Origin of the sequence: Ruminococcus sp. XPD3002 (assembly GCA_900119535.1) — a bacterium.
Taxonomy (GTDB): Bacteria; Bacillota; Clostridia; order Oscillospirales; family Ruminococcaceae; genus Ruminococcus; species Ruminococcus flavefaciens_H.
The window spans coordinates 2,071-28,677 of sequence record FPJT01000017.1 but is presented as its reverse complement, the minus strand read 5'-3'; the positions used below and the strand labels follow the sequence as shown (position 1 = coordinate 28,677).

The following is a 26,607-nucleotide window of genomic DNA, read 5'->3' as shown; positions in this document are numbered from 1 at the left end:
ATTGTGAAGCTGGAAAAAGGCTCGGTCGTAACGGCAAAGGCAGGAAGAGACTGCGGAGGATATTTCGCGGTAACAGAACTGCATGAGGATCATTGCTTCATAGCAGACGGGAAAAGCAGAAAGCTTTCAAACCCGAAACGCAAGAATCTGAAGCATATAAGCGTTACGAACAGTGTGATCGATCTAAACGATATAACTGATAAAAAGCTCAGAGGGCTGCTGAAAGAATTCAGCGGCAGGGCTGAGTAAGGAGGTTATTTGTATGTCAAAGGAAGATGTAATCGAAGTCGAGGGCGTTGTAACAGACGCTCTGCCGAATGCAATGTTTAAGGTTCAGCTTGAAAACGGTCATGAGGTTCTTTCTCATGTATCAGGCAAGCTCAGAATGAACTATATCAGAATCGTTCCGGGTGACAAGGTAAAGCTTGAAATGTCACCATATGACCTGTCTAAGGGCAGAATCACCTGGCGCGTTAAGTAAAAATATAAGGGTCGGGAGGCCCGCTATCCGCTAAAGGAGGTATTTTCAATGAAAGTCAGACCTTCAGTAAAACCTATTTGCGAGAAATGCAAGGTTATTAAACGTAAAGGCAGAATAATGGTTATCTGCGAAAATCCGAAGCATAAGCAGCGCCAGGGTTGATCGGGCGCAAGCACTAATGGAGGTGTTTTATACAATATGGCAAGAATAGCTGGTGTTGACCTTCCTAAGAACAAGAGAGTCGAGATCGGACTCACTTATATCTACGGAATCGGTCGTCAGACTGCAACAGATATCCTCAAGAATACAGGCGTTAACCCTGACGTAAGAGTTAAGGACCTCGCTGAGGAAGATGTAGCTAAACTTCGTGACTATATCGACGCAAACTACACAGTTGAGGGTGACCTTCGCCGTGAAGTTGCACTTAATATCAAGAGACTTGTTGAGATCGGCTGCTACAGAGGCGTTCGTCACAGAAAGGGTCTGCCTGTAAGAGGACAGAGAACCAAGACAAACGCAAGAACCCGCAAGGGCCCTGTAAAGACAATCGCTAACAAGAAGAAGTAAGGAGGTTATGAGCTTTGGCACAGCAGAAGGGTAAAAAGGTTTCTACGATCAGAAGACGTAGAGAGCGTAAGAATATCGAAAGCGGCGCAGTTCATATACAGTCCACTTTCAATAACACAATCGTTACTATCACAGATACAGCAGGAAATGCTATCTCATGGGCAAGCGCAGGCGAGCTTGGATTCAGAGGCTCAAAGAAGTCTACTCCATTCGCTGCTCAGACAGCTGCTGAGACAGCAGCTAAGGCTGCTATGGAGCACGGCCTCAAGTTCGTTGAGGTTTACGTAAAGGGACCAGGTGCAGGACGTGAAGCTGCTATCAGAGCACTTCAGACTGTAGGCCTTGAAGTAAGAATGATCAAGGATGTAACTCCGATCCCCCACAATGGATGCCGTCCCCCCAAGAGACGCCGCGTCTAATCCCATAGGAGGTGTTTTAAAATGGCAGTTCAGAAAGAACCTATTCTTAAAAAGTGCAGATATCTGGGCATCAGCCCTGCTGTAATGGGCGTTTCAAAGAAGGAGTCTATCCGTTTCAAGAACGCTAATAACAGAAAGAAGATCTCTGAATACGGTCTTCAGCTTAAGGAAAAGCAGAAGCTTAAGTTTATATATGGCGTGCTCGAGAAGCAGTTCCGCCACTATTTCGCTATCGCAGAGAAGATGGAAGGCAAGGCCGGTGATAACCTTATCACAGTTCTCGAATCCAGACTTGACAGCGTAGTATACAGAATGGGCCTTGCTCTTACAAGAAGAGAAGCAAGACAGCTCGTTGTTCACAGCCACTATACTGTAAACGGCAAGAAGGTTAACATTCCTTCCTACAGAGTTAAAGTCGGCGATGTTATCGCTTTAAAGGAGAAGGACAGAACTTCAGAAAAGTTCAAGGCTACAGTTGAAGAGACTAAGGACAGACTCGTTCCTGTATGGCTTGATGCTAAGAAGGACGACTTCTCAGCTACAGTAACTCGTCTTCCCTCAGCTGAGGATATTGACTACGAGGTTGCTACACACCTCATCGTCGAGCTGTACTCTAAGTAATCTTCTGATTGCTTGGCTCGTCAGAACTCAAACTAAATATAGTTATTGCGAAATAGGAGGGTTTTTATGCTGGAGAAAATAAATAAGCCTGATATCGACATTGTCGAGCTTAAAAGTGACGGCAAATACGGCAAATTCGTTTTAGCACCGCTGGAGCGTGGATATGGAATTACACTTGGAAACAGCCTCAGACGTGTGCTGCTCTCCTCACTTCCGGGTGTTGCTGTTACCTCCGTGAAGCTCTCGGGCAAGGACGGTACAGTTCACCATGAGTTATCAACAATTCCGGGCGTTAAAGAAGACGTTACAGAGATCATCCTTAGCATAAAAGGTCTTACTGCTAAGCTCTATGGCGAAGGTCCAAAGACTGTTTACGTAGAGGCAGAAGGCGAATGCGAGATCACAGCAGGCGATATAAAGACCGATTCAGAGGTTAATATCCTCGATCCCGGTATGCATATCGCTACACTGGGCAAGGATGCCAAGCTCTATATGGAGATCACTATCGACCGCGGAAGAGGATACGTTTCTGCTGAGCGTAACAAGAAGCAGATCAATCTTCCCGTTGACGTGATTGCCGTAGACAGCATATATACACCTGTTCTGAAGGTAAACTATACCGTAGAGGATACTCGTCTCGGTCAGGTTACCGACTATGATAAGCTTACTATGGAGGTATGGACCGACGGTACTATCTCCGCTAAGGAAGCTTTATCGCAGGCAGCCAATCTCCTCAACGAGCATCTGAAGCTGTTCATCGACCTCTCCGAAGAGGCTGGACTTGCTGAGGTCCTTGTTGAAAAGGACGAAAAGGGTAAGGAAAAAATCCTTGAGATGACCATTGAGGATCTTGACTTATCGGTACGTTCATTCAATTGCTTAAAGCGTGCCGGAATTAATACCGTAGATGACTTGATCAACAAGTCTGAGGAAGAAATGATGAAGGTTCGTAACCTTGGAAAGAAATCTTTTGATGAAGTTAAGGAAAAGCTCCAGTCACTGGGCTTCGATCTCTCATCAGAAGAGGAATAAACCTAATAACAACAGGCGAATGCGCCTGATATCCACTTATTAAGAAAAGGAGTGAATTACATGCCGGGTACAAGAAAGCTGGGCAGAACATCTGATCATAGAAAGGCAATGCTCAGAGGCATGGTAACTTTCCTTCTCGAAAACGGTCAGATCGAAACGACTGTTACAAGAGCTAAGGAAGTTCGTGCTGTTGCAGAGAAGATGATCACCATCGGTAAAAATAATGATCTGCACTCCAAGCGTCAGGTTTTAGCTTACGTTACTAAAGAGGACGTTGCTAAGAAGCTTTTTGATGAGATCTCACCTAAGTATGCAGACAGAAACGGCGGTTATACTCAGATCGTAAAGATCGGACCTCGTAAGGGTGATGCTGCTGAAATGGCAATCATCAAGCTCGTTTGATCGCAGATACCATATTCTATATAGCCGTTCCGAAAGGACAATGCTGATATAGTATCTTTAAGCCATAGTATTTCTGAACTCGTTTCAGAGGTGCTATGGCTTTTTTATTTGACTTTTATGGGGACGGATGTTATAATTAACGTGTACTCAATAACCGCCTAAAGGCGTTTATTGCTCCGAACTTTGTTCGGGGAGCGCGAATTCTTCATTAATTAATGTATTCCTGATACGAAGGAGGCTGCTATGGATATATTTGATGCAATAAATAACCGTACAAGCTATCGGGGAAAGTATAAGGATATTCCCGTTCCGAAAGCCGACCTTATCAAGATTCTCGAAGCAGGAACCGCCGCACCTTCCGGCTGTAATAAGCAGACAACTTCATTTATAGCGGTTGATGATAAAAGACTTCTGGCGGAAGTGAAAGCGCTGATAGATCCGCCGATAGCTGTGACAGCACCTGCATTTATTCTCGTTCTTACGCAGAAGATATATGCATACAGGGATAAATGCTTCAATATACAGGATTATAGTGCGGCGATAGAAAATATGCTTCTGGCGATAAAGGGACTTGGCTATGAAAGCTGCTGGTATGAGGGACATATCACCGATGACGACGATATAGCAGGCAAAATAGCACACCACATGGGCATCCCCGATGAATATAGGATAGTTTGCATCCTGCCTGTGGGAATACCTGAGGAGGAACCGAAAAAGACTTCTAAACAGCCGTTTGAGAGCAGAATATGGTTCAATGGTTTCGGCGGGAACAAGTAATTGCTGATGCAAAGCCTCACAATATGAAAGGTGCTCTGCACAAGGCTATATTGACAAATTACTGAATATAATGTAAAATGAATATATCAATATAAAGGAGTAAGAAATATGATAAGTTTCAGACCAAAAATGTTCGAGGAATCTGCCGAATCAAAAGCTCCTAAAGGATTCTGGCTAAATTTTCTGATTTTTATCCTGGTTTTCCTGATAGGTGCGCTGCTTGAATCGATAATCCCGTCGATACTTGCTATCCGTGAACTCGTTACAGCTCTTATGGAATCAGATACTTTTGTGAACGGTTCATTGGAACAGCGGATGCAGGAATCAATGCAGCTGACTACTGAGGTCATGCTCGGAAATAATACAATTATGATATCAAGCCTTTTGTGTACGGTATTTGCGACATTAACTGCAATAATATACTGCCGTTTCATTGAGAAGCGAAGCCTTGGTTCAATGGGATTCAGAGCACGTAAGGCTGGTAAGCACTATTTGCAGGGTGTGGCAGTTGGTTTCATTATGATATCACTTGTATCACTGCTTCCCGTTATTTTCGGAGTTAGAAGCCTTAAGGTCGTCAGTGACTTCAATATCGGCACTATCGGTATCTATCTCTGCGGCTTCCTGTTACAGGGAATGAGCGAAGAAACTATTTGCCGCGGATATTTCATGAATACTCTCGGCGGAAAAAGCAACCCCGCAGTTGCAATCGCTGCAAGTTCAATAATGTTTGGAATTGCTCACGGAATGAACCCCGGATTCGGTTGGTTCCCTTTGTTCAATCTGGTTCTTTTCGGAGTCTTTGCCGCAGTTTATATCATCGCATTTGACGATATATGGGGCGCTTGCGCTATACATTCTATATGGAACTTCGCACAGGGCAATATCTACGGACTGAGCGTAAGCGGCGCTTATAAGGTGGACTCTTTCCTTCAGGCGGATCCTGTCAGCACTGAACCGCTCCTTACAGGCGGAGATTTCGGAGTTGAAGGCAGTATATTCACAACTATAGTGCTTGCGGCAGGTATAATCGTTCTTCTTATAAAGATGAAACGTGACCAGTCGGGAGCCAAAGCATAAATTTAAGGACGGCAATGCCGTCCTTTTTTGTTACAGTACGCTTGTTAGTTTCGGAGTCTCGCCGTGCATAAGCTGACGAGTCATATGTCTGAGTTCTTCCACCGCTGAGGGCAGATCCTGAGAACCCTGCTGTGCAAGGAGCGTTATCCTGCCTGCAACTCTTTCGGGTTCGGTCAGCTTGTCGTTGCGTATCATTACGGAAGCGGTCTTTCGGAAGTCCGTCCACTCTTTTTCAAGCTCACGGGCTGAGACTGTTGTATCTTTGCCCTCCTGTATTTCCTGTTCTATGCGGTCCATGCAGTCTATCAAACGGCTGCATTTTTCGTTCACCCATACCGAGGCGAATATGCTCATTCCTATCAATGAGGCAAGTATAAGTGCGCTTATCTTTACCCTTGTCATGTTATTCTCCTTTGAAAGCAAGATTTTTTCCGTCCTTCATTGAGCAGAAGCAGTTCTTTTCACGGTCGGCAGTCATTATAAAAATGTCCCTGCTGTCAATGCTGTGAAGTCTGAGAAGTCTGTTAAGTTCAGCTTCTGTAATGCCTGTGTTGTTCAGAGCGGCGTTCAGTATTATACCGTCCGATATTATAACATGAGGAGGATCGCAGTCCTTAGCAGTAATTTTCATATCCTCTCTTGTGGGAGTATCCTTGCCGCTTTTTTTCATTACCGATACGCTTCCCGTAGTTTCAACCACCGCGAACTGTACTTCCGAAAGGTCGAAGATACCCTGACTTCTGAGCGCCATTGTAAGGTCGTCCACGGAGAATCTCAGCTCACGCATGGTTTCACGGTCGATTCTTCCATTTGAGATTATTACTTTCGGACTTCCCGATATAACCTTCCTCAGCTTAGGAGAAATAAGGTTCAGCCACGATATCACGACCTCGAAGCAGACCAGTGCCAGTATGGGGGTAACTCCAACGATAATAGGGATATCGACGTCCTCCAGCGGAAGAGTTGCTATATTCGATACGAGTATGGTTATTACCAGCTCCGATGGCTGAAGCTCGCCGAGCTGACGCTTGCCCATTAGTCTTACGGCGAAGATCACAAGTAGATAGAGGATGAGTGAACGGATCAGAACTACGCACATATTAACAGCTCCTTTTTGTTAGTTTATCATTTATGTGCGGTTTTATTCAAAAAAAGTCCCTGCACTTTGAAAGTGCAGGGAAGGATATTGTTTGGGATGAGAGATCATATTTTGTGCTCTGCGTCCCATTTCTGGATTTCGAGTGCGTCCATAGGAGTGAGGCCGTTGCCTGTCTCGTATACGTCTGCGTTGAACTTGCCAAGTGTATTGAGTGGGTATTTCTCGCTGTTTGCGTTGTTCTGAAGGATTATAAGTGCATCTGCAAGACCTGTTTCATTATCGCAGTTTGCATCGCCTGAGCGCTCTATAGGGAGCTTTGACATGATATCGATAGTCTGACTGTAGCTCTCGCTAAGTTCATTTTCTACTTTGAACATCTCTGGATTGTGAATTAAGATATACATCTGCATTATCATGATATCGCCTACATCGGAATTGATACCGTTTCCGTTTATATCGTATCCGTTGTCTATACGATTCCATATATCAGCAGGAAGCTCTGATGAATCAGCAGTTCTGTTATTCATGATATCGCCGTAGAATATGTTGAGTGCATCAGAATCGACCTGATCGATAACGCCGTTGTTGTCCACATCCGGTGCATCCTTTTCACCAAGCTCTAAAGACTTAAGCCAATTATCAAAATTGTTGTTGAAGTCATTGAAGTTGATCGTAGTTCTGCTTGTTACCAGGGCGTGAGTTTCCATATATCTTTCAAGAGCCGTTATGAATTCTTCGTTATTGTTATACTGCTCTGTCTCAAGATCTGTAGTCTTGAAGCTGTTGCGCATGTAATAAACGCCGATGAGATCGTCTGCATTGATGTGTGAATATATACTTGGAGTTCCATAATAGTTTCTGTTGTCTTTCAGATAAGCGTACTCTGAAACTACTTCCTGAGTTTTAATGAACAGATCGCTGCAATTGTTCCAGAGTTCTTCATCTAATTCGCAGTCATCTCCCGGATATTTAATATAAGCTTCATAATCAAAATCAATTGAAGCTGCGTAAGAGTCTGATTCGATTTTTGAAAGATCTTTATTTATGCCTGACATATGTTCGAAGAGATCGTATCTTTCAATGTCATGAAGATCAAAAACACCGTTTCCGTCAACATCGAAATCAATTCCGCTTTTGTCTAATATTCTTGGTCTTATTTCCCTGAGGAGCATAGTAGCATTGGTATTGATACAGCCCATAGTTTGTGAAGGTATCATTATCTCGCTGAAGAAGTCGGAAAGAGTACCTGCTTCGATTTCTGCCTGGATCTTTTCCATATTCAGACTGTCTGCCATTATCTGATAGTGAGGGTAACCGATCGTATCAATGTAATAATCAGGGTCAAAATATGAAGGCTCGATCTTATTTAACAGTAAATATCTTATTATCAGAGTAGAATCAAGAGTTGCTATATCATGTTCATCATAGTATCTGAAATTTTTGAATACTTCCTTATCGCGGATAGGCTTTCTGGTTTCAAGGAATTCCATAGCCTCTTCTGAAGGTGCATGGAATTCAAGATGACCGTACTGGTTCATCGGGACTTCAGCAGAAGTTTGTGCTAAGTTTTTATAGTAGGTATAGTTTTCATACACATTCAAAAGCGCTCCGTCGAGCATATTTATCTCGCCGTTACGGTCGATGTCTATATCGATGAGTCCGGCATCTATCATATCGAAAAGTTCCTGCTCAGCGTGATTTACTTCAATACCTGATTCATAATAACTTGTAGAACCATTTGAATATTTAACTGCTGGGTCTACGAAATCTGCTGCGTTTGCGGGATGCGGTATGATAGAGCTCATCATGGCTGCTGCTGAAAGCATACTTACTATCTTTTTCATGTAATTACTCCTTTCGCTTTCGCTGATCGTGGTCACAGCAGACTGTGAAGTAACTGTATAGACGCTTGTCTGAATTCCGGAAGTTGCCGCAAATGTATTTGCTCCTGTTCTGATATTTACTGTAGTTACAGGAGAAGAAGTACGGACTGCATTGGCTGCAGTTCTCTGCGTCGGCACTGTATTTGCAGGTAACTGCGTTTCCTTTGCATTTCCCGATACTATCTTCTCTGTAACTGTCTCTGCCGCGGGAACTGTTGAAACAGTGTGGGACTTTACGGCAGAGGTGTTATACGGAGTTGTTTTGCTGCTTTTTTGCACCGCTGTTGTCACGGTGTTCTTTTCCTTTGCAGCAGTTTGCTGAGTTGCTTTTGCAGTAGTTTGCTGTGTAGTATATTCTGTGACTGCTGCGGCAGTGGGTTCCGAAGCGCCTGTAGTTTCGGTTATCACATTGCTGCTGTGATGATCGTCAAGGGCTGATCTCAGGGAGTTGTTCTTCCATATGCCTATTCCTGCGGCAGATACTATGCACAGTGAAAAAGCTGCAGCAGCACTTCTTTTGACCACATACATCTGATGCTTGCGTTTAGCTATCTGTGCGTCCCTGCGTTTAAGGACGGTATTGGTTACTTCATCATAATCCCTCATAAGATACACCCCCTTTTTCAAGTTCTTTTTTCAGGACTTTTTTTGCCTGATAAAGAAGGTTGGTTATCTGTCGGTTTGTTTTGTGCATGATCCTTGCCGTCTCGGAGGTATCAAATCCCTCAAGATATATAAGGCATATTACCTGACGGTATTCGGATCTGAGATCATGTATTGCTTTATGGATCATTTTCTTCTGCTCTTCCTTTATATAATTCAACTCGATATCTTCATTTCCTTTAAGATCGTAGTGATCTTCGAGCGATTCTGCGGAATGACGTGAGCGTTTCCGCAGATAATCTATGGCGAGGTTACGTCCTATACTGTAAAGCCATGTTCTGAAAGAGCTTTTTCCTTTAAATTTCGGCTTTTTATATGCGAGCTTATAGAACGTTTCTTCCATTATTTCTTCTGCGTCATAAAGATTATTTGTGAAGGTATTAAGATAGAGCGTTAGTCCGTCTTTATATTCGTGAACTATTTCAGACAGAGCAGAATCATCTCCATTAAGGTAACGGTCGTAGCTACGGGAACCATTATCCATTGATCGGCTCCTTTCCGGAAAGATTTGCCTTTCACTATATTAGACGATGTGTTTTCATGAAAGTCTTAGGATTTTTCAAAAAAATTTTTTCGGGTGTCTGTCATCAAAAAAAATAAAGCCGCACAAAGGCTGCCATACGGCGGTGTGCGGCACTGTTATTATTTTATCATTTCGGCGGTGAAAAGTCAACTCGTGAGCTATTTAACGAACAGCTCACGGGTTTCGCAGATATCCCCCTTAAGTCTGTAATCGGCAGTTACGGTCATGGCTTCTTCTGTTGAAGAGTAAGATATATTGCGTTCGAGTATCTCTTTATCGCTGAGGAAATTCTTCTCGTAAAGATAGACTTTACCAATAAGCTCGGCTTCAAGCTCCTCCTCGGACAGAACTGCATCAACGGTAACGAGTTCGGTGTATCTGTGGTTTATGACACTTAGCGGGAGCTTTTTCCCGAACAGCAAAAGGCTGCGTTCAGAGGTATTTACTTCGCTGTCAGCAAAGTGACAGTTCCCCGAAAAAAGTGGGATTTCAGCTCCGAATATTTTAAGTCGGCGGACATTTTTAGTGCGTCCCGAGGACTTGCGGACAGTCTGTTCATAAGGTGCTGAGAAGCTTATCTGACGCTTGTAAATCCCAGTTATATCTCCCATTGCGTGGTGAAGCAGAGTGTGTCCCAGTTCATCCGTAGTTACTCCGCTTATGAGGAGAGTACCTTTGGGTACAGTTTCTCCGCTGACGTGCATGAGTCTGCCGTCACGGACAACGGTGCTTACTATCCGTGCAGTTTCGGAAGCCACAACATTGCAGGGAGTGCGGTAAGGTATCATATCAGGTCTGGGACGTACTTCCGTTACTTTTACTACAAGGCGGCTTCCCGAGCGGTGAAGTCCTGCCCATGATAAACCGTCCACCATAAGGCGGAGACGATTCTCCGTAAGTTCAAAATCAATATCACGCATTGGTGTACCGCAGGTTATATCAAGTTCTTCAAGAGCCGAGAGTATGACCTGATCGCTTATGCGCTCATTTCCCTGTATATCGATAGAAACGACCGTACCCGAAAAATATGCCGCAAACAGCAGTATCACGGCTGTACCCGTAAAAGCTCCGATGCGCAGACGGTACCTCCGCAGGATCGAAAAAAGACTTTCAGGCTCTGTGTATCTCAGTCTTAATCCAAGCTCCGAACTCAGCTCCTTTACCCTATGAAGATCACGCTTGAATATCGATCCGCAGAAAACGTCCTTGCGGCAGAACTGATCTGTGCAGTATATTTTTTCTTCGTGGATACGGTTTATGAATCGGTAAAGCTCCCTGCCGTAAACGTATATCTTAACCCTGCTTATTATCTTCAACTGATCTTCTGCTCCTCTCGGTCAATTCAAGTCTGCTTATTCTGCCGTGTACTCTTAGACCGCCCGACCTGAAACCGTCCGCACGGAGAGAGTTTCCCCATATATGTATAAAGAGTCCGCCTGATGCTATCCGTATGTATACATCGTTGTATTCCTCTATGCGCTGACAGTTCTCGATGACCAGTTCCCTGTTGCTGCTAAGGAACATGTCTGAATTAAGGTAGAGGGTATCACGCATTTCCCGTGTGAGCTTATCAAACATGCTGTATTCCTCCTATCATATTTTGCCTTTTTCAATAATATGATAGCAGAGGTGATGAATATGAAAGCTGACAAGGAAAAAACAGGGACATATTTAATGATAGCTCTATCGGCAGCAGGATTTTTTCTTTGCCTTATCCGTCCGCAGGAAACAGGCAAGGCAGCTGCCGAGGGGATAGGAAGATGTCTTGGAGTTATAATACCCTCCCTTTATGCGGTAATGGTCATGTCACAGCTTTTTATCAGAAGCGGAGCTGCGGACAGAACCGCACCGTTTTTTTCGCTGGCAGGAAGGCTTTTCGGTATGAACGGAGATGAGTTCGCTGTATTTGTTTTCAGTTCGCTTGCAGGCTATCCCGTGGGAGCAAAAATGCTCTGCGGCAGGGCAGAGCAGAGAAGGATAAACAGTGAACGGGGAAGTTTACTTTGCGGTCTTTGTTTCGGAGCAGGTCCCTCTTTCATACACGGGTGTATCGCCGCACAGCTTTACGGAAGTACGTGGACGGGAAGAGCAGTCATGCTTTCGTGTGCGGCGGCAAATATTATTCTGGGACTTGTCTTCTCGCCAATGCTTCGTAAAGACAGGACGGACAGCAAATACAGGAGTAAAGCTGACAGTTCGGCTGAGATGTTTACAGAGTGCGTTTCGGAAAGCGGACGTTCTGTTCTGGAGATATGTTTTGCGGTCGTGATTTTTGCGGTCATTGCGGAAATGATAAGAAGCTGCGGAGCAGTACAGGCATTATGCGGCATTTTGTCCGACATAAGCGGACGTTCGGAGTATTGCGTATCTGCGATACTCGGAGCGATTCTGGATGTTACCGCAGTTTCGGAGCTTCCAAGCAAAGATTACTCGCTGCTGCCTGTTATCTCGGCACTTGTCTCGTTCGGCGGAGTGTGCGTATTCTTCCAGCTTCGGACAATTATCCGTGGACGGTTTTCAATGGGACGCATAGTCGGACTTCGTATAGCTGCCGCTTTTCTCAGTTACATAGTGTGCAGGATTATAACTCCGCTGCTGATAACGGGAAAGGTCGTTGAGGCTGCATCTGTATCAGCATCAGTACATAAAGCGCAGTCGCCCGTACCTTCCGTTCTGCTTATAATAATGACCGTAATTCTCATTGCAAGAAATGAAAAAACGGTAAAATGAAAACATTAATTTGGGGATTCTAAAGGGATACTATCCCTTTAGCGGATTCCAAAGGCAGAGCCTTTGGTGGGGTGTGGGGCAAAGCCCCACATATAGCCTTATAAGCGCTCAGCAAAGGGTGAATTTCAAAACAGTCCGGTGGACTGTTTTGAAAGAGGGAACGCCCTGCAAGAGAGGGCGTTCCCTGATGAATTCATACTTTTTTTGACAAACTGAGGGAAGAAACGATTTCTTCCCTTATATTAATGTATATTTGAGTCCTATATCTCGTCCATTGAAAGTGTTGCAATGGCGTTGAGACTTTCGTCCGCTGTTATGCCTGCAAGGAAGTTGTAGCTTCCCTGACACGCTATCATTGCGCCGTTGTCTCCGCAGAGACTCTTCTCAGGCATGTAGAACTCGAATCCCTTGTCTGCACAGGCTGCCGACAGAGCTGCACGTACTCCCGAATTTGCTGAAACTCCTCCTGCAAGTGCTACTTTCCTGTAACCCAGCGCTTCTGCTGCACGGATAGTCCTGTCCGTAAGAACTTCGGAAATAGTGGACTGTATACTTGCTGAAAGGTCATTGTAATTCAGTTTGATGCCCTTCTGCTGTGAGTTATGTATAAGGTTGATGACAGATGTTTTAAGTCCCGAGAAGCTGAGGTCGAATTCGTTGCCTGCAACAGTCGGCTTCGGCAGACGGAATGCAGTCGGATCGCCTGTCTGTGCTGCCTGATCTACGTGAACTCCTCCCGGGTATGGGAATCCCATAGCCCTTGCACACTTATCGAAGCATTCACCTGCGGCATCGTCCCTTGTTCTTCCCACAACGCGGAACCTGGTATAGCTCAGGACCTCGATGATATGACTGTGGCCGCCGCTTGCTACAAGGCAGAGGTAAGGCGGTTCAAGCTGTGGATGGGTGAGGTAGTTGGTAGCTATATGACCTGCGATGTGGTGGACGGGTACCAGCGGTTTCCCTGCGGACATTGCAAGCGATTTTGCGAAGCTGACTCCCACAAGGAGGGCGCCTATAAGTCCCGGAGCGTAGGTAACTGCAACAGCATCTATATCAGCAAGTGTAACACCTGCGTCGTCCAGAGCCTTTCTTGTAACTCCGAGTATATTCTCGCAGTGTCGGCGTGAAGCTATCTCAGGTACTACTCCGCCGTACTTTTTATGTTCTTCTATCTGTGTGGATATGACCGAGGACTTTATTGTTCGGCAGTCCCCGACGATGCTTGCGGCAGTCTCGTCGCAAGAGCTTTCTATTCCGAGTATAAGCATTATATGACCTTCTTTATACTAATCTTTTTACCATGATATCGGCATCTTCAACAGGTTCACGGTAGAATCTCCGTCTTACGCCGACTTTTTCAAAGCCGAAGCTCCCATACAGTGCTGCAGCGGCAGTGTTGGACTGCCTTACCTCTAAGGCGATGCTCTCCGTTTCCTCGGGCACATAGGAAAAGAAAACTTCCATAAGCTTTCTTGCTATGCCCTTTCTGCGGTATTTTGGTGTAGTTGCAACTGTAAGTATCTCTCCCGTATCTGAAGCCGTGAAGCCTGCAAGCAGACCTGCAAGCTCCTTTCCGCAGTACGCTGCAAGGACTATACCCGATTCCATTGCGGCTTCATCCATGAAGTCCTGCGGGGACCAGCCTGCATCCGAGAAGCAGAGCATATCAAGCTGTGACATAGCTGCAAAGAGTTCCTCGGGAGCATCGGGAGTTACCTTCTGTATTGTTATCTCTCCCATAGTATCAACCCTTTGCATCGTACCAGCTCTGTCCCTGATGAACGTCCACGGCAAGAGGTACCTTCATATCGTAAACGCCCTGCATTTCCTCCTGAAGTATCTCGGCGCACTTTTCAGCGCAGGATACATCGGATTCTATGATGAGTTCATCGTGTACCTGTAATATCAGTTCAGCATCGAGTTTTTCCGCTTTCAGACGGCGGTATACATTTATCATAGCTATCTTGATAAGGTCCGCAGCCGAACCCTGTACTGGAGTATTCATAGCGATGCGCTTTCCTGCTGCCTGAAGTACCTTATTGGATGAGGCGAGCTCGGGAATGCGCCTTTTGCGTCCGAACATGGTAGTTACTACGCCTGTTTTCATGGCATTGTCCACGGTGGACTCCATGAACTCGTGTACCTTTGGATATTTTGCAAGGTAATCGTCGATATAGCGCTTAGCCTGCTGTACGCTCGTACCGATGTCCTTTGAAAGGGAGAATGCTCCGATACCGTAGATTATTCCGAAGTTTACCGCTTTGGCAGCGCTTCTCATTTCGGGAGTAACCATTATGGACGGTACATCGAATACCTGTGCGGCAGTAGATGTGTGTATATCCTCGCCCGAGGTGAATGCTGATATCATATTCTTATCGCCGCAGAGATGAGCCATAACTCTCAGTTCGATCTGACTGTAATCGGCGTCCACGAGAACTCTGCCTTCTTCGGCAGTAAAGAACTTTCTCATCTGCGAGCCAAGTTCGGTGCGGACGGGGATGTTCTGCATATTCGGTTCGGTAGAGGAGATACGTCCCGTTCTTGTTTCAGTCTGGCGGAAGCATGTGTGGATGCGTCCGTCGGGAGCTATTTTGTCGAGAAGTCCCGCAACGTAGGTGGAGTTGAGCTTTGTGTACTGACGGTATTTCAGTACGTTGTCCACGATAGGGAATTCGTAGCGGAGGTCTTCAAGTACATCGGCACTTGTAGAGTAGCCGCTTTTGGTCTTTTTCTTTGCAGGAAGTCCCATTTCACCGAAAAGAACTTCTCCGAGCTGTTTGGGTGAGGAGATATTGAACTCGTGACCTGCATCATCGTATATCATCTGCTGAGTTTCTTCTATCATTTCGGAAAGCGAGGTACCGAACTCCTTAACGCCCTGTTCGGTTATCTTTATTCCTGTATGCTCCATAGAGGCGAGAACTTCGGTAAGGGGCATTTCTATATTATAGAGCAGGTCCGTCATGCCTTCCCTGTCAACTTCTGCAAGGAGCTTTTCCGTCAGTTCCTTAAGTGAGACAAGGTCCGCAAACTCACCGTTTTCCGTGCAGTAGTGAACTCCGTACTCTGCACAGAGCTTTTCGATAGTGTAGTCGGAAGCGGAGGTGTTGAGCAGATAACCGCAGAGAGCAGCATCGCAGGAAAGTCCGCAGAGTGAAATGCCGTTAGCCATAGCATAGCGGTAATGGGGTTTTGCGTCGATAGTAATTTTTTTACAGGGAGAACTGAGAAAAGCGAGTATCTCATCCGTCTCTTTAGTAGAGAGGACTGTATCTCCGCTTCTGACGGACAATACGGTCCCGTCAAAGAGATATGAAACTTCATCGAACGACTTTACGTCCCCGGCTGTAAGGGGCTTCAGCTCCACTTCAACGGGCGTGTGCTCTACAGTCTGTACGGGAACTGCTGCTTCTGCCTCGGAAGCGCTTATGCCGAGCTTATCAAGCAGCTTGAACATTTCAAGCTCTGTCAGAAGACTGCTTATCGCTGCATTGTCGGCAGGCGAGGGGATATAGTCCTTCAGCACCTTATCAATGGGAGCATCACGGACGATGGTTGCAAGCCACTTGCTCTCCTTAGCCGAGTCGATACCGTTGGCAAGTTTTGCCTTTACTCCTTTTGTAAGGGATGAGTCTTCGTATACTTCATACAGCTTCTCGATAGTACCGTATTCCTTTATAAGTGAAGAAGCAGTCTTTTCACCGATGCCTGCGACACCGGGGATATTATCGGAGCTGTCTCCCATAAGAGCTTTAAGGTCGATGAGCTTTATGGGCTCGAATCCGTAGTCCTCCATAAATTTCTGGGGAGTGTAGTGAATGGTTTCCTTGTTGGTTGCAAGAAGTACGGTAACATTATCGTCGATGAGCTGAAGGCTGTCGCGGTCTCCCGTAAGGACATAGCACTTGTCACCGTTATCCGAGCAGAGTTTCGATAGTGTACCGAGGACATCGTCAGCTTCATAGCCTTCACATTCAACTACCTTCACTCCCATAAGTCCGAGAAGCTCCTTGACTATGGGAAGCTGCTGTGCAAGCTCCTCGGGCATTCCCTTTCGGTTAGCCTTGTAGTAAGCAGCTGCCTTATGTCTGAATGTAGGTGAGCGCAGGTCGAATGCGACAGCTACCGCATCGGGATGTACGTCGCTGACGTTTTTAAGGTATATATTCATGAATCCGAAGACAGCATTTGTGAACACGCCCTTTTTGTTTGAAAGCAGGCGTATGCCGTAGAATGCACGGTTTAATATGCTGTTTCCGTCAATGGCAAGAAGTTTCATAGGCGTCTCCTTAAACGATTATTGAGTACATAAAGAAATGCGACGCGCAAATTCACTCTTGTATGAGGAATTTGCACTACCCGAACATTGTTCGGGGCAATAACCTCCTAAAGGCAGTTATTGAGTACATATTAATTATTATAACACGGATAAAAGAAAATAGCAAGATAAAGGGATACAGAAATCCTTTATCATCTATCGTAAAGCAGTAATGAGAAAGCAGCGATAAAATATTATGCGTATCAGCTGTAATAATATTTCTACTTTCTGTTTACTGCGTTAAGTTACCTTATTTTGTTACATTTGCACATTTTTAATTTTCCAAAACCTCTTGAAAAATTCACAGAATATTGTTATTATATTGATGTGGCAAATAAATCTTGAAGTTCAGACGAAGGCAAAAATGAAATTTATCAAGGCACAAAAGTGAAGGAATACTGTCGTATTGCAAGCTTTTGCAACGCAGAGAAATTCCATTTTTGTCAAGTATCAGATTCGAGATTTAGTTGACAGATCAATAGTATAGAGTACGCAAGAAAATAACGAAAGGAAAGACAAAATGGATAAACTCATAAAGGCTTGTGTTTCGATACTCCCTAAGCCGCTTCAGAACATATATTACAAATACGAGGAGAAGTGGCTGTATCTGTTCTTCGGTGTTCTTACCACAGCAGTAAGCTTTGTCTCAGCAGGTATAGCAAAGAACCTCCTTGAAAGGACAAGCATGGGCGGCGAAATGGTCGGCACTGTAAGTACGGTCATTTCATGGATATGTGCGGTAACTTTTGCATATCTCACCAACAGGGCATGGGTATTCGGTTCGGAAGCAAAAGGTGCAAAGGCACTTGTTACGGAAGCCGCTTCCTTCTACGGCGGAAGAGTTTTCACTCTCGTAGTTGAGGCTGTTATGATGGCAGTGGGATACGGCAAACTGAAGATCAATTACTGGGTAATGAAGATAATCGCTAACGTGGTTGTACTGATACTCAACTACGTTATCAGCAAGCTGTTCGTTTTCAAGAAAAAGGACGAAGCAAAGGCGGACTGATGACTGATACATTATATATAGGTAAGGTACCTGTCAGACGTACAGCGGCTCTTGCCCCGATGGCGGGAGTTGCGGACCGTGCATACAGACTGATGTGCAAGAAGTACGGTGCGGCATATGTGGTAAGCGAAATGGTCTCGGCGAAAGGCATATGCTACAGCGACAGAAAAACTGCCGAGCTCTGTACGGTCACGGATGAGGAACGCCCTATGGGTATACAGCTTTTCGGAAGCGAACCCGACTTCATGGCGGAAGCCGTAAAGATAGTGCTGGAGTACCGTCCCGATATCATCGATATAAATATGGGCTGTCCCGTGCCGAAGGTAGTCAATACGGGCGCAGGTTCCGCACTTATGAAGGATGTCAGACTTGCGGAGAGCATAACTGCTGCGGCGGTAAAGGCTGCGGGAGATGTGCCCGTTACGGTGAAGATAAGAAGCGGCTGGAACAGCGGTCAGATAAACGCTGCTGAAATGGCTAAGGCTGCTGAATCGGCAGGAGCTGCGGCTGTTGCGGTACACGGACGTACAAGAGATCAGTTCTACAGCGGCGAAGCTGATATCAGCGTTATAGGAAGCGTAAAGGAAGCCGTTGGTATACCTGTCATAGGCAACGGCGATGTATCCGATGCGGACAGCTGCATAAGGATGTACCGTGAGACAGGCTGCGACCTTGTTATGATCGGACGAGGCAGCTACGGTAATCCCTTCGTGTTTGACGAGATAGCTGCAAGGCTCAGAGGTGCGGACTACGCTCCGCCTTCACTTGAAGAAAAAATGAACGTGATGCTGGAGCATATAAGGCTCATTATCAGTCTCAGTGAAAAGAACGAGGAAATGGCTATGCACGAGGCACGGAAACATGCAGCATGGTACATGAACGGCTATTACGGTTCGGCAAAGTTCCGCGGAAGATGCTATCAGCTGTCATCCTATTCGGAGGCAGTCGGTCTGGCGGAAGAATTTATTGCGCTGCAGCGGAGCAGAGGTATTGAATGAACGAATTGCACAAAAATCAACCAAAAAATTCGTGCAAACCGCTGACCAAAAATCCGCAACAAATGATAAATATGGAATTTCCCGAAAAATAGGGAAAAAACCTCGATTATCAAAAAAATAACGGGTAAAACTACTTGTAATCAGACATAAAAATGATACAATTTGTAATTGCAAAAGCAAAAAAAGTGTGATATAATTAACCTGAGAACAAAGGTAAAGAAAAGGAAGAAAAACTATGACATTTAAAAGAATGCGTACAGCTGCGCTGGCACTTGTGTGCATGATGTGCGCTGTATCTACAGCATCCTGCGGTTCAAAAGTCGTAGGTTCTGCTGATTACGATAACACTTCCGATTCGGCTTCAGACGGCGAAGAGCCTACAGAAGAAACTGCTACGGAAGAACCTTCCACAGAGCCTGTCCCCGAGGACAAAAGAGTTCACGTTACGGCGGCAGGTGACAACCTTATTCACTATTCCGTTTACAAGAATGCGGAACTGCTTGCAGGCGAAGGTGAAAACTTCAACTTCAAGCCGCTTTATGAGCATGTGAAATACATCGTTGAGGATGCGGATGTCGCTATCCTGAATCAGGAGACGATAATCTCCGAAAGCAATGAACTCCGCGGAGGAAACGGCGGTGCGCTGCTGTTCAATTCTCCTCCCGAGGTCGCTGATGCGGTAATAGATCTTGGTTTTGATGTGTTTACCATGGCTAATAATCATCTGCTTGATTTCGGTGCGGATGCCCTTGAGGAATCTATCCGCTTCTGGAATAAAAAAGCCGAGGAAAATGATCTTACTGTCCTCGGTGCCTACCTCAACGATGAGGATGCAAATAACATCAGGATCCGTGAAGTCAACGGCGTTAAAATTGCTTTCCTTGCTTATGCCGAGCACCTCAACGGCTTCGAGATACCTTATGATTCTCCGCTTCGTGTTATTATGAACAGCGAAGAGGACGTTATCGAGCGCCAGATCAAAGAGGCTAAGGAAAAAGCCGATGCAGTCATCGTTTCGGCACACTGGGGCGTTGAGGATACCCATGAGGTATCGCCAGACAGGAAGGAACTTGCTGAGAAAATGGTGGACTGGGGCGCTGATGTTATACTCGGATGCCACACCCATACAGCAGAGACAATGGAATGGATCGAACGCGATGACAATACAAGAGGTTTTGTTTACTACTCAATGGGCAACTTCATCTGCTGCCAGACTGATAACTTCAATCTGGTTGGAGAGATGCCCGATTTCGATATAGTTCTCGATGGCGAAACAGGTGAGGTAACACTTGAAAACGTCGGCTGCATACCGACTATAATTCACTATGAATCGCCGGATTTTGCAAACCTGAGAGTATACCCCTACAGCAAGTATTCTCCCGAGCTTGCAGACAAACACGGTGTGCCGTATGCGGTACCGCAGGGCACATATACCAACTTCGGCTGGGACGTTATAAACGACATAATAAACAACAATATCCCTGAAGAATTCAGGAAGTTGGATAAATAATTTGTATCGTTAAAAAACGGTTCATATTCAGGCTTTGAACGGTCATTTTTAAGAAAAAATCCATTGTGCAAACCGTTCAAAAACAGTATCAGATGTTTAGATAAAATACCAAAAACAATATAAACCTATTTACTTTTTTTAAGACCTGATATATAATGAAATCATGAATAAATATAGAATTTGGGATGTAGTATCTCGTCACGGCAGTGTGATGTGTCTTAGTGCAGAAACACTGCGGAAGAGTGCGAAGGTCTCCGAAAGCCGGTGCGGGCATGTACATATCCCGCGAGAGCGTCAGGATGAACCTGTCCGAAACTCCGCTGTTTGTTCATGAAAGGCGGATTGTCCGCCGCACATAAGACTTGATATAATAAAAGGGGCAGGAAGTTCCTTTGTTATATAACAATTAATGAAGAAGGAGGAAAAAACATGAAGACAAAAAAGATAGTCATCGGAGCTATGGCCGCTGCGATGCTTTCACTTTCCATCTGCTCAATGTCACCCGCTTTCGCAGCCGGCGAAACAGTGCAGATTAAGGTCGGTAATGCGACAGCAAAAGCAGGAGGGCAGTATACTGTGGAAGTATCTCTGGCTGATATTCCGTCAACAGGTATCCAGGCTTGTGGTTTCTCTATCCAGTACGACAGCTCAGTGATATCTATTGACAAGGTTGATGCAGGAGCTATTACAAATACAGGAGCAGCAAAGAGCGATACAACAGCTTCTCTGCTTCCTAATTTCAGTAGCTACTCAGACAATGGAGAGGGAATGATCAGTCTGATGTGGTCAACATCTCTTGAAGACGCATCTTATTGGCTGAAGAGCGACGGCGTATTCTGTACTGTATCCGGTAAGGTAAAGTCAGATGCTAAGGATGGCGCTAAGGCTGCTATCAAGATCGTTCCTACACCTCATGAGACATATGTTGGCTCAGGTGTTAAGAACACTGAGATCGACTGTGGTTACATGAAGAATTCTAAGGAAACTGTTCAGTACCAGGTTAAGGTTACTGACGGCAGCGTTACAGTAGGCGATCCTACACCAGCTACAACAGCAGCTCCTACAGTAGCTCCTACTACAGTTGCACCTACATCAGCAACAGTTAAGCCTACTAAGAAGGGCGATGCTACACTCGATGGCGATGTTACACTCGCTGACGCACTTGCTATACTTCAGTATGTTGCAAATGCAAAGAAGTATCCTCTTGATGCACAGGCTCAGGCTAATGCTGACTGTGACGGTAATGCAGGTATAACAGCTAATGACGCTCTGTTCATTCAGCGCGTAGATGCAGGACTCGAAAAGCTTTGATTCTGTGATTATCTGATTTGTCCCCCTTACAAAGGAATACAAACCCAATTCATAAGTTATTAAAGGTCTGCGGATCTAAAGAAAGGAATTATTACAAATGAAGAAATTTATTTCTGCAGCTGCTACACTTGCTATGGCTGCATCAATGGCTGTTTCAGCTGTTCCTTTTACAACAGGCGCTGCTGACGCAAGCAAGACTCTTGAAATTCGTGCATTTGATAATGCATCGACAACTATCGATACAACAAGTGCTGATGTAACTGTACCAGTTGGTCTTTACATCGTTGAAGGCACAAATGATTGCCAGACAATCTCTTCTAAGTTCACTGTACACTCTAAGGACGGCGATGCTTCAGCTGTTAAGTTTGAGGCTGTTGCTCCTGGTAAGTCAGTAGGTGCTGCGAAGAGCGTTACAATCGACGGCGAGTCTTATACAACAGACGCTCTCTACAACTTCGCAGGTGAGGCAACTGTTGCAAGAGGTAAGGTTAAGTTCGTTCCTACAGGTACTGTTGTTGTTGACGCTGACGAAACAGGTGATCCTGCTGGTAACGAGACAAACAATGTTGCTTCTCTCGCATGGACAACTGCTTCTGACGGAACAGGCTACAAGTGGACCGGTTCTAAGTCTGATGATTATCCGATCTTCGTTGTTAACGTTACATTCCCTAAGGGAACAAAGGCTGGCACATATACAATTGACTTCCTTGATTACTTAAAGGATGCTAAGTATCCTGACATCTATTCAAACCTCATCGAGGTTGGCGGAACAAAGTATTCTACAAAGAATTCTAACCTCAACCTTAAGGGCGGCCTTGAGATCAAGGTTAACGGTGGCGCTGCTACACCTACACCTACAGCTGCTCCAACAGCTGCACCTACAGCTGCTCCAACAGCTGCACCTGCACAGCCAACTGCTGCTCCTGCACAGCCAACTGCTGCACCTGCACAGCCAACTGCTGCACCAGGCACAAGCACAGAGGATAAGACTCTCCCTGTAAACAGCGAGTTCAAGCTCTTCGCTGAGAAGGATGTTTACGAGGTTAAAGCTGGTTCAACTGCTAAGGAGCTTCTCCTCTTCGTTGATCCCGGTACACACTCATCCGGTATGTACGCATTAGAATTCGGTCAGCTTCCTGCTGGTTTCACAATCAAGAACCCAGCTAAGACAAACGAGGCTGCTGAGGATACAGCTTGGAACAAGGTTGGCGACGTTTACTTCAACAACTCACTCAACGGCGGCGATCCTATCAAGCCATCTACAGAAGATCCGCTCTTCTACTTCGATCTCGAAGTTGCAAGCACAGTAGCTGACGGCGAGTACACAATCCCGATCAAGAGACTTGACGTTATCGAGAGCAAGGATAGCTCATTCGCAGCTTCAGTTACAACACCTATCAAGGTTAAGGTAACAGGCGGCGCAGTTGCTCCGGTTACAACAACTGCTCCAACAGCTGCACCTACAGCTGCTCCTACAGCTACACAGGCTGTTGTAACTCCTACAGATGCTTCAGAGGATAAGACTCTTGCTGTAAACAGCGAGTTCAAGCTCTTCGCTGAGAAGGCTAACTATCCTGTAACTGCTGGCTCAACTGAGAAGGAGATCCTCCTCTTCGTTGATCCCGGTACACACTCATCCGGTATGTACGCATTAGAATTCGGTCAGCTTCCTGCTGGTTTCACAATCAAGAACCCAGCTAAGACAAACGAGGCTGCTGAGGATACAGCTTGGAACAAGGTTGGCGACGTTTACTTCAATAACTCACTCAACGGCGGCGATCCTATCAAGCCATCTACAGAGGCTCCTCTCTTCTACTTCGATCTCGAAGTTGCAAGCACAGTAGCTGACGGCGAGTACACAATCCCGATCAAGAGACTTGACGTTATCGAGAGCAAGGATAGCTCATTCGCAGCTTCAGTTACACAGCCTATCAAGATCACTGTATCAGGCGGCACAGTTGCTCAGCCTACAACAGCAGCTCCTACAGAGGCACAGCCTACACCTGCACAGCCTACAGAGGCACAGCCTACAGCTGCTCAGCCAACAGAGGCTCAGCCTACAGCTGCTCAGCCTACAGCTGCAACAAACGTTACATACGGTGATACAAACTGCGACGGCAAGGTTAACATCGCTGACGTTGTTATCCTTAACAAGTACCTCACAGACAAGACTTCTATCACAGTTTCAGCACAGGGTCTCCTTAATGCAGATTGCTGCGATCCTACAGGAACAGCAAACCCTGACTTCACAGACTCAAAGGCAATAATCAAGTCTATCGTTCACCTTGTTTCACTCCCTGCAAAGGCTGCTGACATCAAGTAATAAACGATAAACGCAATCCAATATAATAGAGCATAAGCTCGGAAAGGAAATGCACTGATGAAGAAACTGCTTTCTGCAGTTACATCCCTCGCAATGAGCGCATCTGTTGCGACAAGTGCATTATCTTCCATGAATGTTAGCGCTGCCGGCGGTTCATCCGCTGTGCAGCCTAACGTTAGTATGGGAGATATTCTGGATGTTTCTGCAATGAAAACTGCAGACGTTCCTTCCGCTGTACTTCAAAAGGCTAGTGATATCAAAGTCTTTCCTGAGAAGGACGTCTATGAGGTAAAAGCCGGCGACACTATCAAGGAATTAAGTTTGATGATAGATGCAGGCAGCCACTCTGTTGGTATGTATGCTTTAGAATTCGACACTGTTCCTAATGGCTTCACTATCTCAAACCCAAGTAAAGTCAATCTCGCGGCACAGGATACCGCTTGGCAGACTGTAGGTAACGCTTATTACTGTAATTCTATTGGCGGTGGCGGAGATCCTATCAAGCCATCAACATCTGATCCTATCTTCTATTTTGATCTTGCTGTTGGAAGCAATGTTGCTCCCGGCGAATACACACTCAATCTCAAGAGAGTTGATACGATCGAATCTACATCTAACGGCTATACAGCTACTGTTCAGCCTATCAAAATAAAGGTTGCCGGACCTGCAACAACTGCAGCTGTAACTAATGCGCCTGCGCAGAACAATCCTACACAGGCACCTGCTACTCAGGCTCCCGCTACTCAGGGCAGCCAGACACCTGCACAGAGTCCTGCTCAGTCACAGCTGAAGCTTGATTCTTCGTTCAAGTTCTTCCCTGAGAAGGATCTGTACACAGCAAAGGCTGGCGATACTGTCAAGGATATCCTTATGATGGTCGAGCCGGGCAATCACTCAGCCGGTATGTATGCGCTTGAATTTGATTCGCTTCCGAGCGGATTCACACTTGTAAAGACAAGCAAGACTAACGAAGCTGCTGAGGATACTGCATGGAACAAGGTTGGTGACGTTTACTTCAATAACTCACTCAACGGCGGCGATCCTATCAAGCCATCTACAGAAGATCCGCTCTTCTACTTCGATCTTCAGATCGCAAGCACTGTTCCTGATGGAGTTTATACAATAAACTTCAAGAGACTCGATGTAATCGAGAGCCCTGAATCATCATTTACAGCTGCTACAACACCTGTAAAGATCCAGGTAGGCAATAGTTCTACACCTGTAGTAACTAATGCCCCTGCAACTAATGCCCCTGCAACTAATGCGCCTGCACAGGGTAATCAGCCGGCTGCACAGAATCCTACAACATCTGACAAGCAGCTTGCTGTAAACAGCGAGTTCAAGCTCTTCCCTGAGAAGGATAATTACGAGATCAAGGCTGGTTCAACTCAGAAGGAGATCCTCCTCTTCGTTGAGCCCGGTACACACTCATCCGGTATGTACGCATTAGAGTTCGGCGATCTTCCTGCTGGCTTCACAATGAAGAATCCTTCAAAGACAAATGAGGCTGCTGAGGATACAGCTTGGAACAAGGTTGGCGACGTTTATTACAACAACTCACTCAACGGCGGCGATCCTATCAAGCCATCTACAGAAGATCCACTCTTCTACTTCGATCTCGACGTTGCAAACACAGTTGCTCCCGGTGAGTACACTATCCCGATCAAGAGACTCGATGTTATCGAGAGTCAGGATAAGCAATTCGGCGCTGCTGTTACACCTGTAAAGGTTACTGTAACAAACGGCGGTACAGTTACACCTACAAGCGCTACACCTTCAAGCGCTACACCTACAAATGCTCAGAATCCTTCAACTTCTGACTTTGTTGTTAAGCCGGGTACATATAATGTTAAGGCTGGCGAAGATGTAGATGTTGAGGTTATGGTTGAAAACGGCGGTCATAACCCCGGTATGTATGCTGTTGAGTTTGACAGCTTACCGGACGGCATTACAATGAAGAAGTTCGACGGCATCAATCTTGCTCAGGACGATTCACCTTGGAAGGCTAACGGCTCAACATACAACTGTAATTCACTTGCAGCAGGCGGAGATCCTGTAACATTCAATGCAAGTGAGCCTATCATGACATTCAAGCTGTCTACATCAAAGGATCTTAAGCCGGGTGACTATGAGTTCACCTTCAAGAGATTCCACGTAGTTGACAGCAAGACTGTAGAGTATGATGCTAAGGTTGAGAAGGGTATCATCCGCATCACAAGCGATGCAACTGATGCACCTGCTACAACACCTACACAGGCAACACCTACAAATGCACCTACACCTACACCTACAAGCGCTCCACAGCAGACACCTACAAACGCTCCACAGCAGACACCTACAAATCCGGGCAGCCAGACTCCTGCAGCTTCCGGAAGCGTTGCTTGGGATATAGCTGACAAGGTTCCTGCTAAGGCTGGTTCTACTGTTGAAGTACCGATCAAGGTATCAGGCAACGGTGATCTTACAGTTGCAGGCGCTCAGTTCAAGGTAAAGGCTGCTAAGGGTTCACTCAGCTCTGCTAAGACTCCTTCAGTTTACGCTGATGCTGTTGAATTCAACACAAATACAAATGAGATCGCATTCGGTAACGGTACCGGTGCAGGCTCAGCCGTTAAGGACGGCGACGCAGTAGCTACTCTCGTTATCTCAGTTCCCGCAGGTACACCTGCAGGCGAGTATGCTGTAGATTTCGATAAGGACAGCTTCCTCTGCGTAGTTGACGGAAACGGTAACGATATAACAAGTAAGGTAACTCTTACAAATGGTTCTATCCTCGTTGGCGATGTTGCAACAGGCACTGCTACATGGGATATAGCTGATAAGGTACCTGCTAAGGCAGGCGAAAAGGTCGATGTACA

Annotated in this window: 26 protein-coding genes; 17 read left to right on the top strand and 9 right to left on the bottom strand. The window is 45.7% G+C overall.

Annotated elements, in window-relative coordinates; genetic code table 11:
* The first annotated feature begins 3 nt into the window (after positions 1–3).
* From BT127_RS13290 to BT127_RS13245, 10 genes are all read left to right on the top strand, one after another.
* Positions 4–249, top strand: coding sequence for a KOW domain-containing RNA-binding protein (locus BT127_RS13290; RefSeq protein ID WP_075425465.1), 246 nt, complete (start codon positions 4–6; stop codon positions 247–249).
* Positions 250–262: 13 nt separating this feature from the next.
* On the top strand, positions 263–481 hold the full coding sequence (gene infA / locus BT127_RS13285; RefSeq protein WP_009984966.1) for a translation initiation factor IF-1: 219 nt from the start codon (positions 263–265) through the stop codon (positions 479–481).
* A 48-nt stretch (positions 482–529) separates the two neighbouring features.
* On the top strand, positions 530–643 hold the full coding sequence (gene rpmJ, locus BT127_RS13280; protein WP_009984964.1) for a 50S ribosomal protein L36: 114 nt from the start codon (positions 530–532) through the stop codon (positions 641–643).
* Between the two features lie 36 nt (positions 644–679).
* Positions 680–1,048 carry a 30S ribosomal protein S13 gene (rpsM, locus tag BT127_RS13275; protein ID WP_075425464.1) on the top strand — a complete coding sequence of 123 codons (369 nt, stop codon included), beginning with the start codon at positions 680–682 and terminating at the stop codon, positions 1,046–1,048.
* A 14-nt stretch (positions 1,049–1,062) separates the two neighbouring features.
* The gene (rpsK, locus tag BT127_RS13270; RefSeq protein WP_075425463.1) at positions 1,063–1,467 is read left to right on the top strand and encodes a 30S ribosomal protein S11; all 405 of its coding nucleotides are present in this window, start codon (positions 1,063–1,065) and stop codon (positions 1,465–1,467) included.
* 21 nt (positions 1,468–1,488) lie between these two features.
* The gene (gene rpsD, locus BT127_RS13265; protein ID WP_075425462.1) at positions 1,489–2,088 is read left to right on the top strand and encodes a 30S ribosomal protein S4; all 600 of its coding nucleotides are present in this window, start codon (positions 1,489–1,491) and stop codon (positions 2,086–2,088) included.
* A gap of 66 nt (positions 2,089–2,154) precedes the next feature.
* On the top strand, positions 2,155–3,120 hold the full coding sequence (locus BT127_RS13260; protein ID WP_075425461.1) for a DNA-directed RNA polymerase subunit alpha: 966 nt from the start codon (positions 2,155–2,157) through the stop codon (positions 3,118–3,120).
* Between the two features lie 60 nt (positions 3,121–3,180).
* Positions 3,181–3,522: a 50S ribosomal protein L17 gene (gene rplQ, locus BT127_RS13255; protein ID WP_075425460.1), complete on the top strand. Its 342-nt coding sequence runs from the start codon at positions 3,181–3,183 to the stop codon at positions 3,520–3,522.
* Between the two features lie 243 nt (positions 3,523–3,765).
* On the top strand, positions 3,766–4,299 hold the full coding sequence (locus tag BT127_RS13250) for a nitroreductase family protein (RefSeq protein WP_075425459.1): 534 nt from the start codon (positions 3,766–3,768) through the stop codon (positions 4,297–4,299).
* Positions 4,300–4,407: 108 nt separating this feature from the next.
* Positions 4,408–5,379 carry a CPBP family intramembrane glutamic endopeptidase gene (locus BT127_RS13245; protein WP_075425458.1) on the top strand — a complete coding sequence of 324 codons (972 nt, stop codon included), beginning with the start codon at positions 4,408–4,410 and terminating at the stop codon, positions 5,377–5,379.
* A gap of 30 nt (positions 5,380–5,409) precedes the next feature.
* On the opposite strand, the gene BT127_RS13240 is transcribed toward BT127_RS13245, so the two are convergent.
* From BT127_RS13240 to BT127_RS13215, 6 genes are all read right to left on the bottom strand, one after another.
* Positions 5,410–5,781 (bottom strand): DUF4363 family protein, encoded by a 372-nt coding sequence (locus BT127_RS13240; RefSeq protein ID WP_075425457.1) that lies wholly within the window; start codon positions 5,779–5,781, stop codon positions 5,410–5,412.
* A 1-nt stretch (position 5,782) separates the two neighbouring features.
* Positions 5,783–6,478 (bottom strand): DUF421 domain-containing protein, encoded by a 696-nt coding sequence (locus BT127_RS13235; protein WP_075425456.1) that lies wholly within the window; start codon positions 6,476–6,478, stop codon positions 5,783–5,785.
* Positions 6,479–6,582: 104 nt separating this feature from the next.
* Positions 6,583–8,967: a hypothetical protein gene (locus tag BT127_RS13230; RefSeq protein ID WP_075425455.1), complete on the bottom strand. Its 2,385-nt coding sequence runs from the start codon at positions 8,965–8,967 to the stop codon at positions 6,583–6,585.
* A complete protein-coding gene (locus BT127_RS13225; RefSeq protein ID WP_075425454.1) occupies positions 8,954–9,508 on the bottom strand; it encodes an RNA polymerase sigma factor in 555 nt (184 codons plus the stop codon). The genes BT127_RS13230 and BT127_RS13225 overlap by 14 nt, the downstream gene beginning before the upstream one ends.
* A 197-nt stretch (positions 9,509–9,705) precedes the next feature.
* A complete protein-coding gene (locus tag BT127_RS13220; RefSeq protein WP_075425453.1) occupies positions 9,706–10,863 on the bottom strand; it encodes a sporulation protein YqfD in 1,158 nt (385 codons plus the stop codon).
* Complete coding sequence (locus BT127_RS13215; RefSeq protein WP_075425452.1) at positions 10,841–11,125, bottom strand: YabP/YqfC family sporulation protein; 285 nt, start codon at positions 11,123–11,125, stop codon at positions 10,841–10,843. Before BT127_RS13215 ends, BT127_RS13220 begins: the two co-directional genes overlap by 23 nt.
* Positions 11,126–11,185: 60 nt before the next feature.
* Between BT127_RS13215 and BT127_RS13210 the strand changes: the two genes are divergently transcribed.
* On the top strand, positions 11,186–12,277 hold the full coding sequence (locus BT127_RS13210; RefSeq protein WP_075425451.1) for a hypothetical protein: 1,092 nt from the start codon (positions 11,186–11,188) through the stop codon (positions 12,275–12,277).
* A gap of 260 nt (positions 12,278–12,537) precedes the next feature.
* Here BT127_RS13210 and tsaD read toward each other — a convergent pair whose 3' ends face one another.
* From tsaD to polA, 3 genes are read right to left on the bottom strand one after another with little or no spacing between them, the layout of a single operon-like run.
* Complete coding sequence (gene tsaD, locus BT127_RS13205) at positions 12,538–13,548, bottom strand: tRNA (adenosine(37)-N6)-threonylcarbamoyltransferase complex transferase subunit TsaD (RefSeq protein WP_075425450.1); 1,011 nt, start codon at positions 13,546–13,548, stop codon at positions 12,538–12,540.
* Positions 13,549–13,561: 13 nt separating this feature from the next.
* A complete protein-coding gene (rimI, locus tag BT127_RS13200; RefSeq protein ID WP_318257254.1) occupies positions 13,562–14,020 on the bottom strand; it encodes a ribosomal protein S18-alanine N-acetyltransferase in 459 nt (152 codons plus the stop codon).
* Positions 14,021–14,024: 4 nt separating this feature from the next.
* A complete protein-coding gene (polA, locus tag BT127_RS13195) occupies positions 14,025–16,559 on the bottom strand; it encodes a DNA polymerase I (RefSeq protein ID WP_075425448.1) in 2,535 nt (844 codons plus the stop codon).
* 559 nt (positions 16,560–17,118) lie between these two features.
* On the opposite strand from polA, the gene BT127_RS13190 reads away from it, so the two are divergent.
* The 6 genes from BT127_RS13190 to BT127_RS13165 all read left to right on the top strand — a co-directional run.
* A complete protein-coding gene (locus BT127_RS13190) occupies positions 17,119–17,607 on the top strand; it encodes a GtrA family protein (RefSeq protein WP_075425447.1) in 489 nt (162 codons plus the stop codon).
* Positions 17,607–18,605 (top strand): tRNA dihydrouridine synthase DusB, encoded by a 999-nt coding sequence (dusB, locus tag BT127_RS13185; RefSeq protein ID WP_075425446.1) that lies wholly within the window; start codon positions 17,607–17,609, stop codon positions 18,603–18,605. The genes BT127_RS13190 and dusB overlap by 1 nt, the downstream gene beginning before the upstream one ends.
* A gap of 235 nt (positions 18,606–18,840) precedes the next feature.
* The gene (locus BT127_RS13180) at positions 18,841–20,115 is read left to right on the top strand and encodes a CapA family protein (RefSeq protein WP_075425445.1); all 1,275 of its coding nucleotides are present in this window, start codon (positions 18,841–18,843) and stop codon (positions 20,113–20,115) included.
* Positions 20,116–20,544: 429 nt separating this feature from the next.
* Entirely contained in the window at positions 20,545–21,426 is an 882-nt protein-coding gene (locus BT127_RS13175; RefSeq protein WP_075425444.1) for a cohesin domain-containing protein, read from the top strand.
* Positions 21,427–21,523: 97 nt separating this feature from the next.
* Entirely contained in the window at positions 21,524–23,749 is a 2,226-nt protein-coding gene (locus BT127_RS13170) for a dockerin type I repeat-containing protein (RefSeq protein WP_075425443.1), read from the top strand.
* 57 nt (positions 23,750–23,806) lie between these two features.
* Positions 23,807–26,607: cohesin domain-containing protein (locus BT127_RS13165; protein ID WP_350339287.1), on the top strand; the 2,801-nt coding region annotated here is incomplete at its 3' end.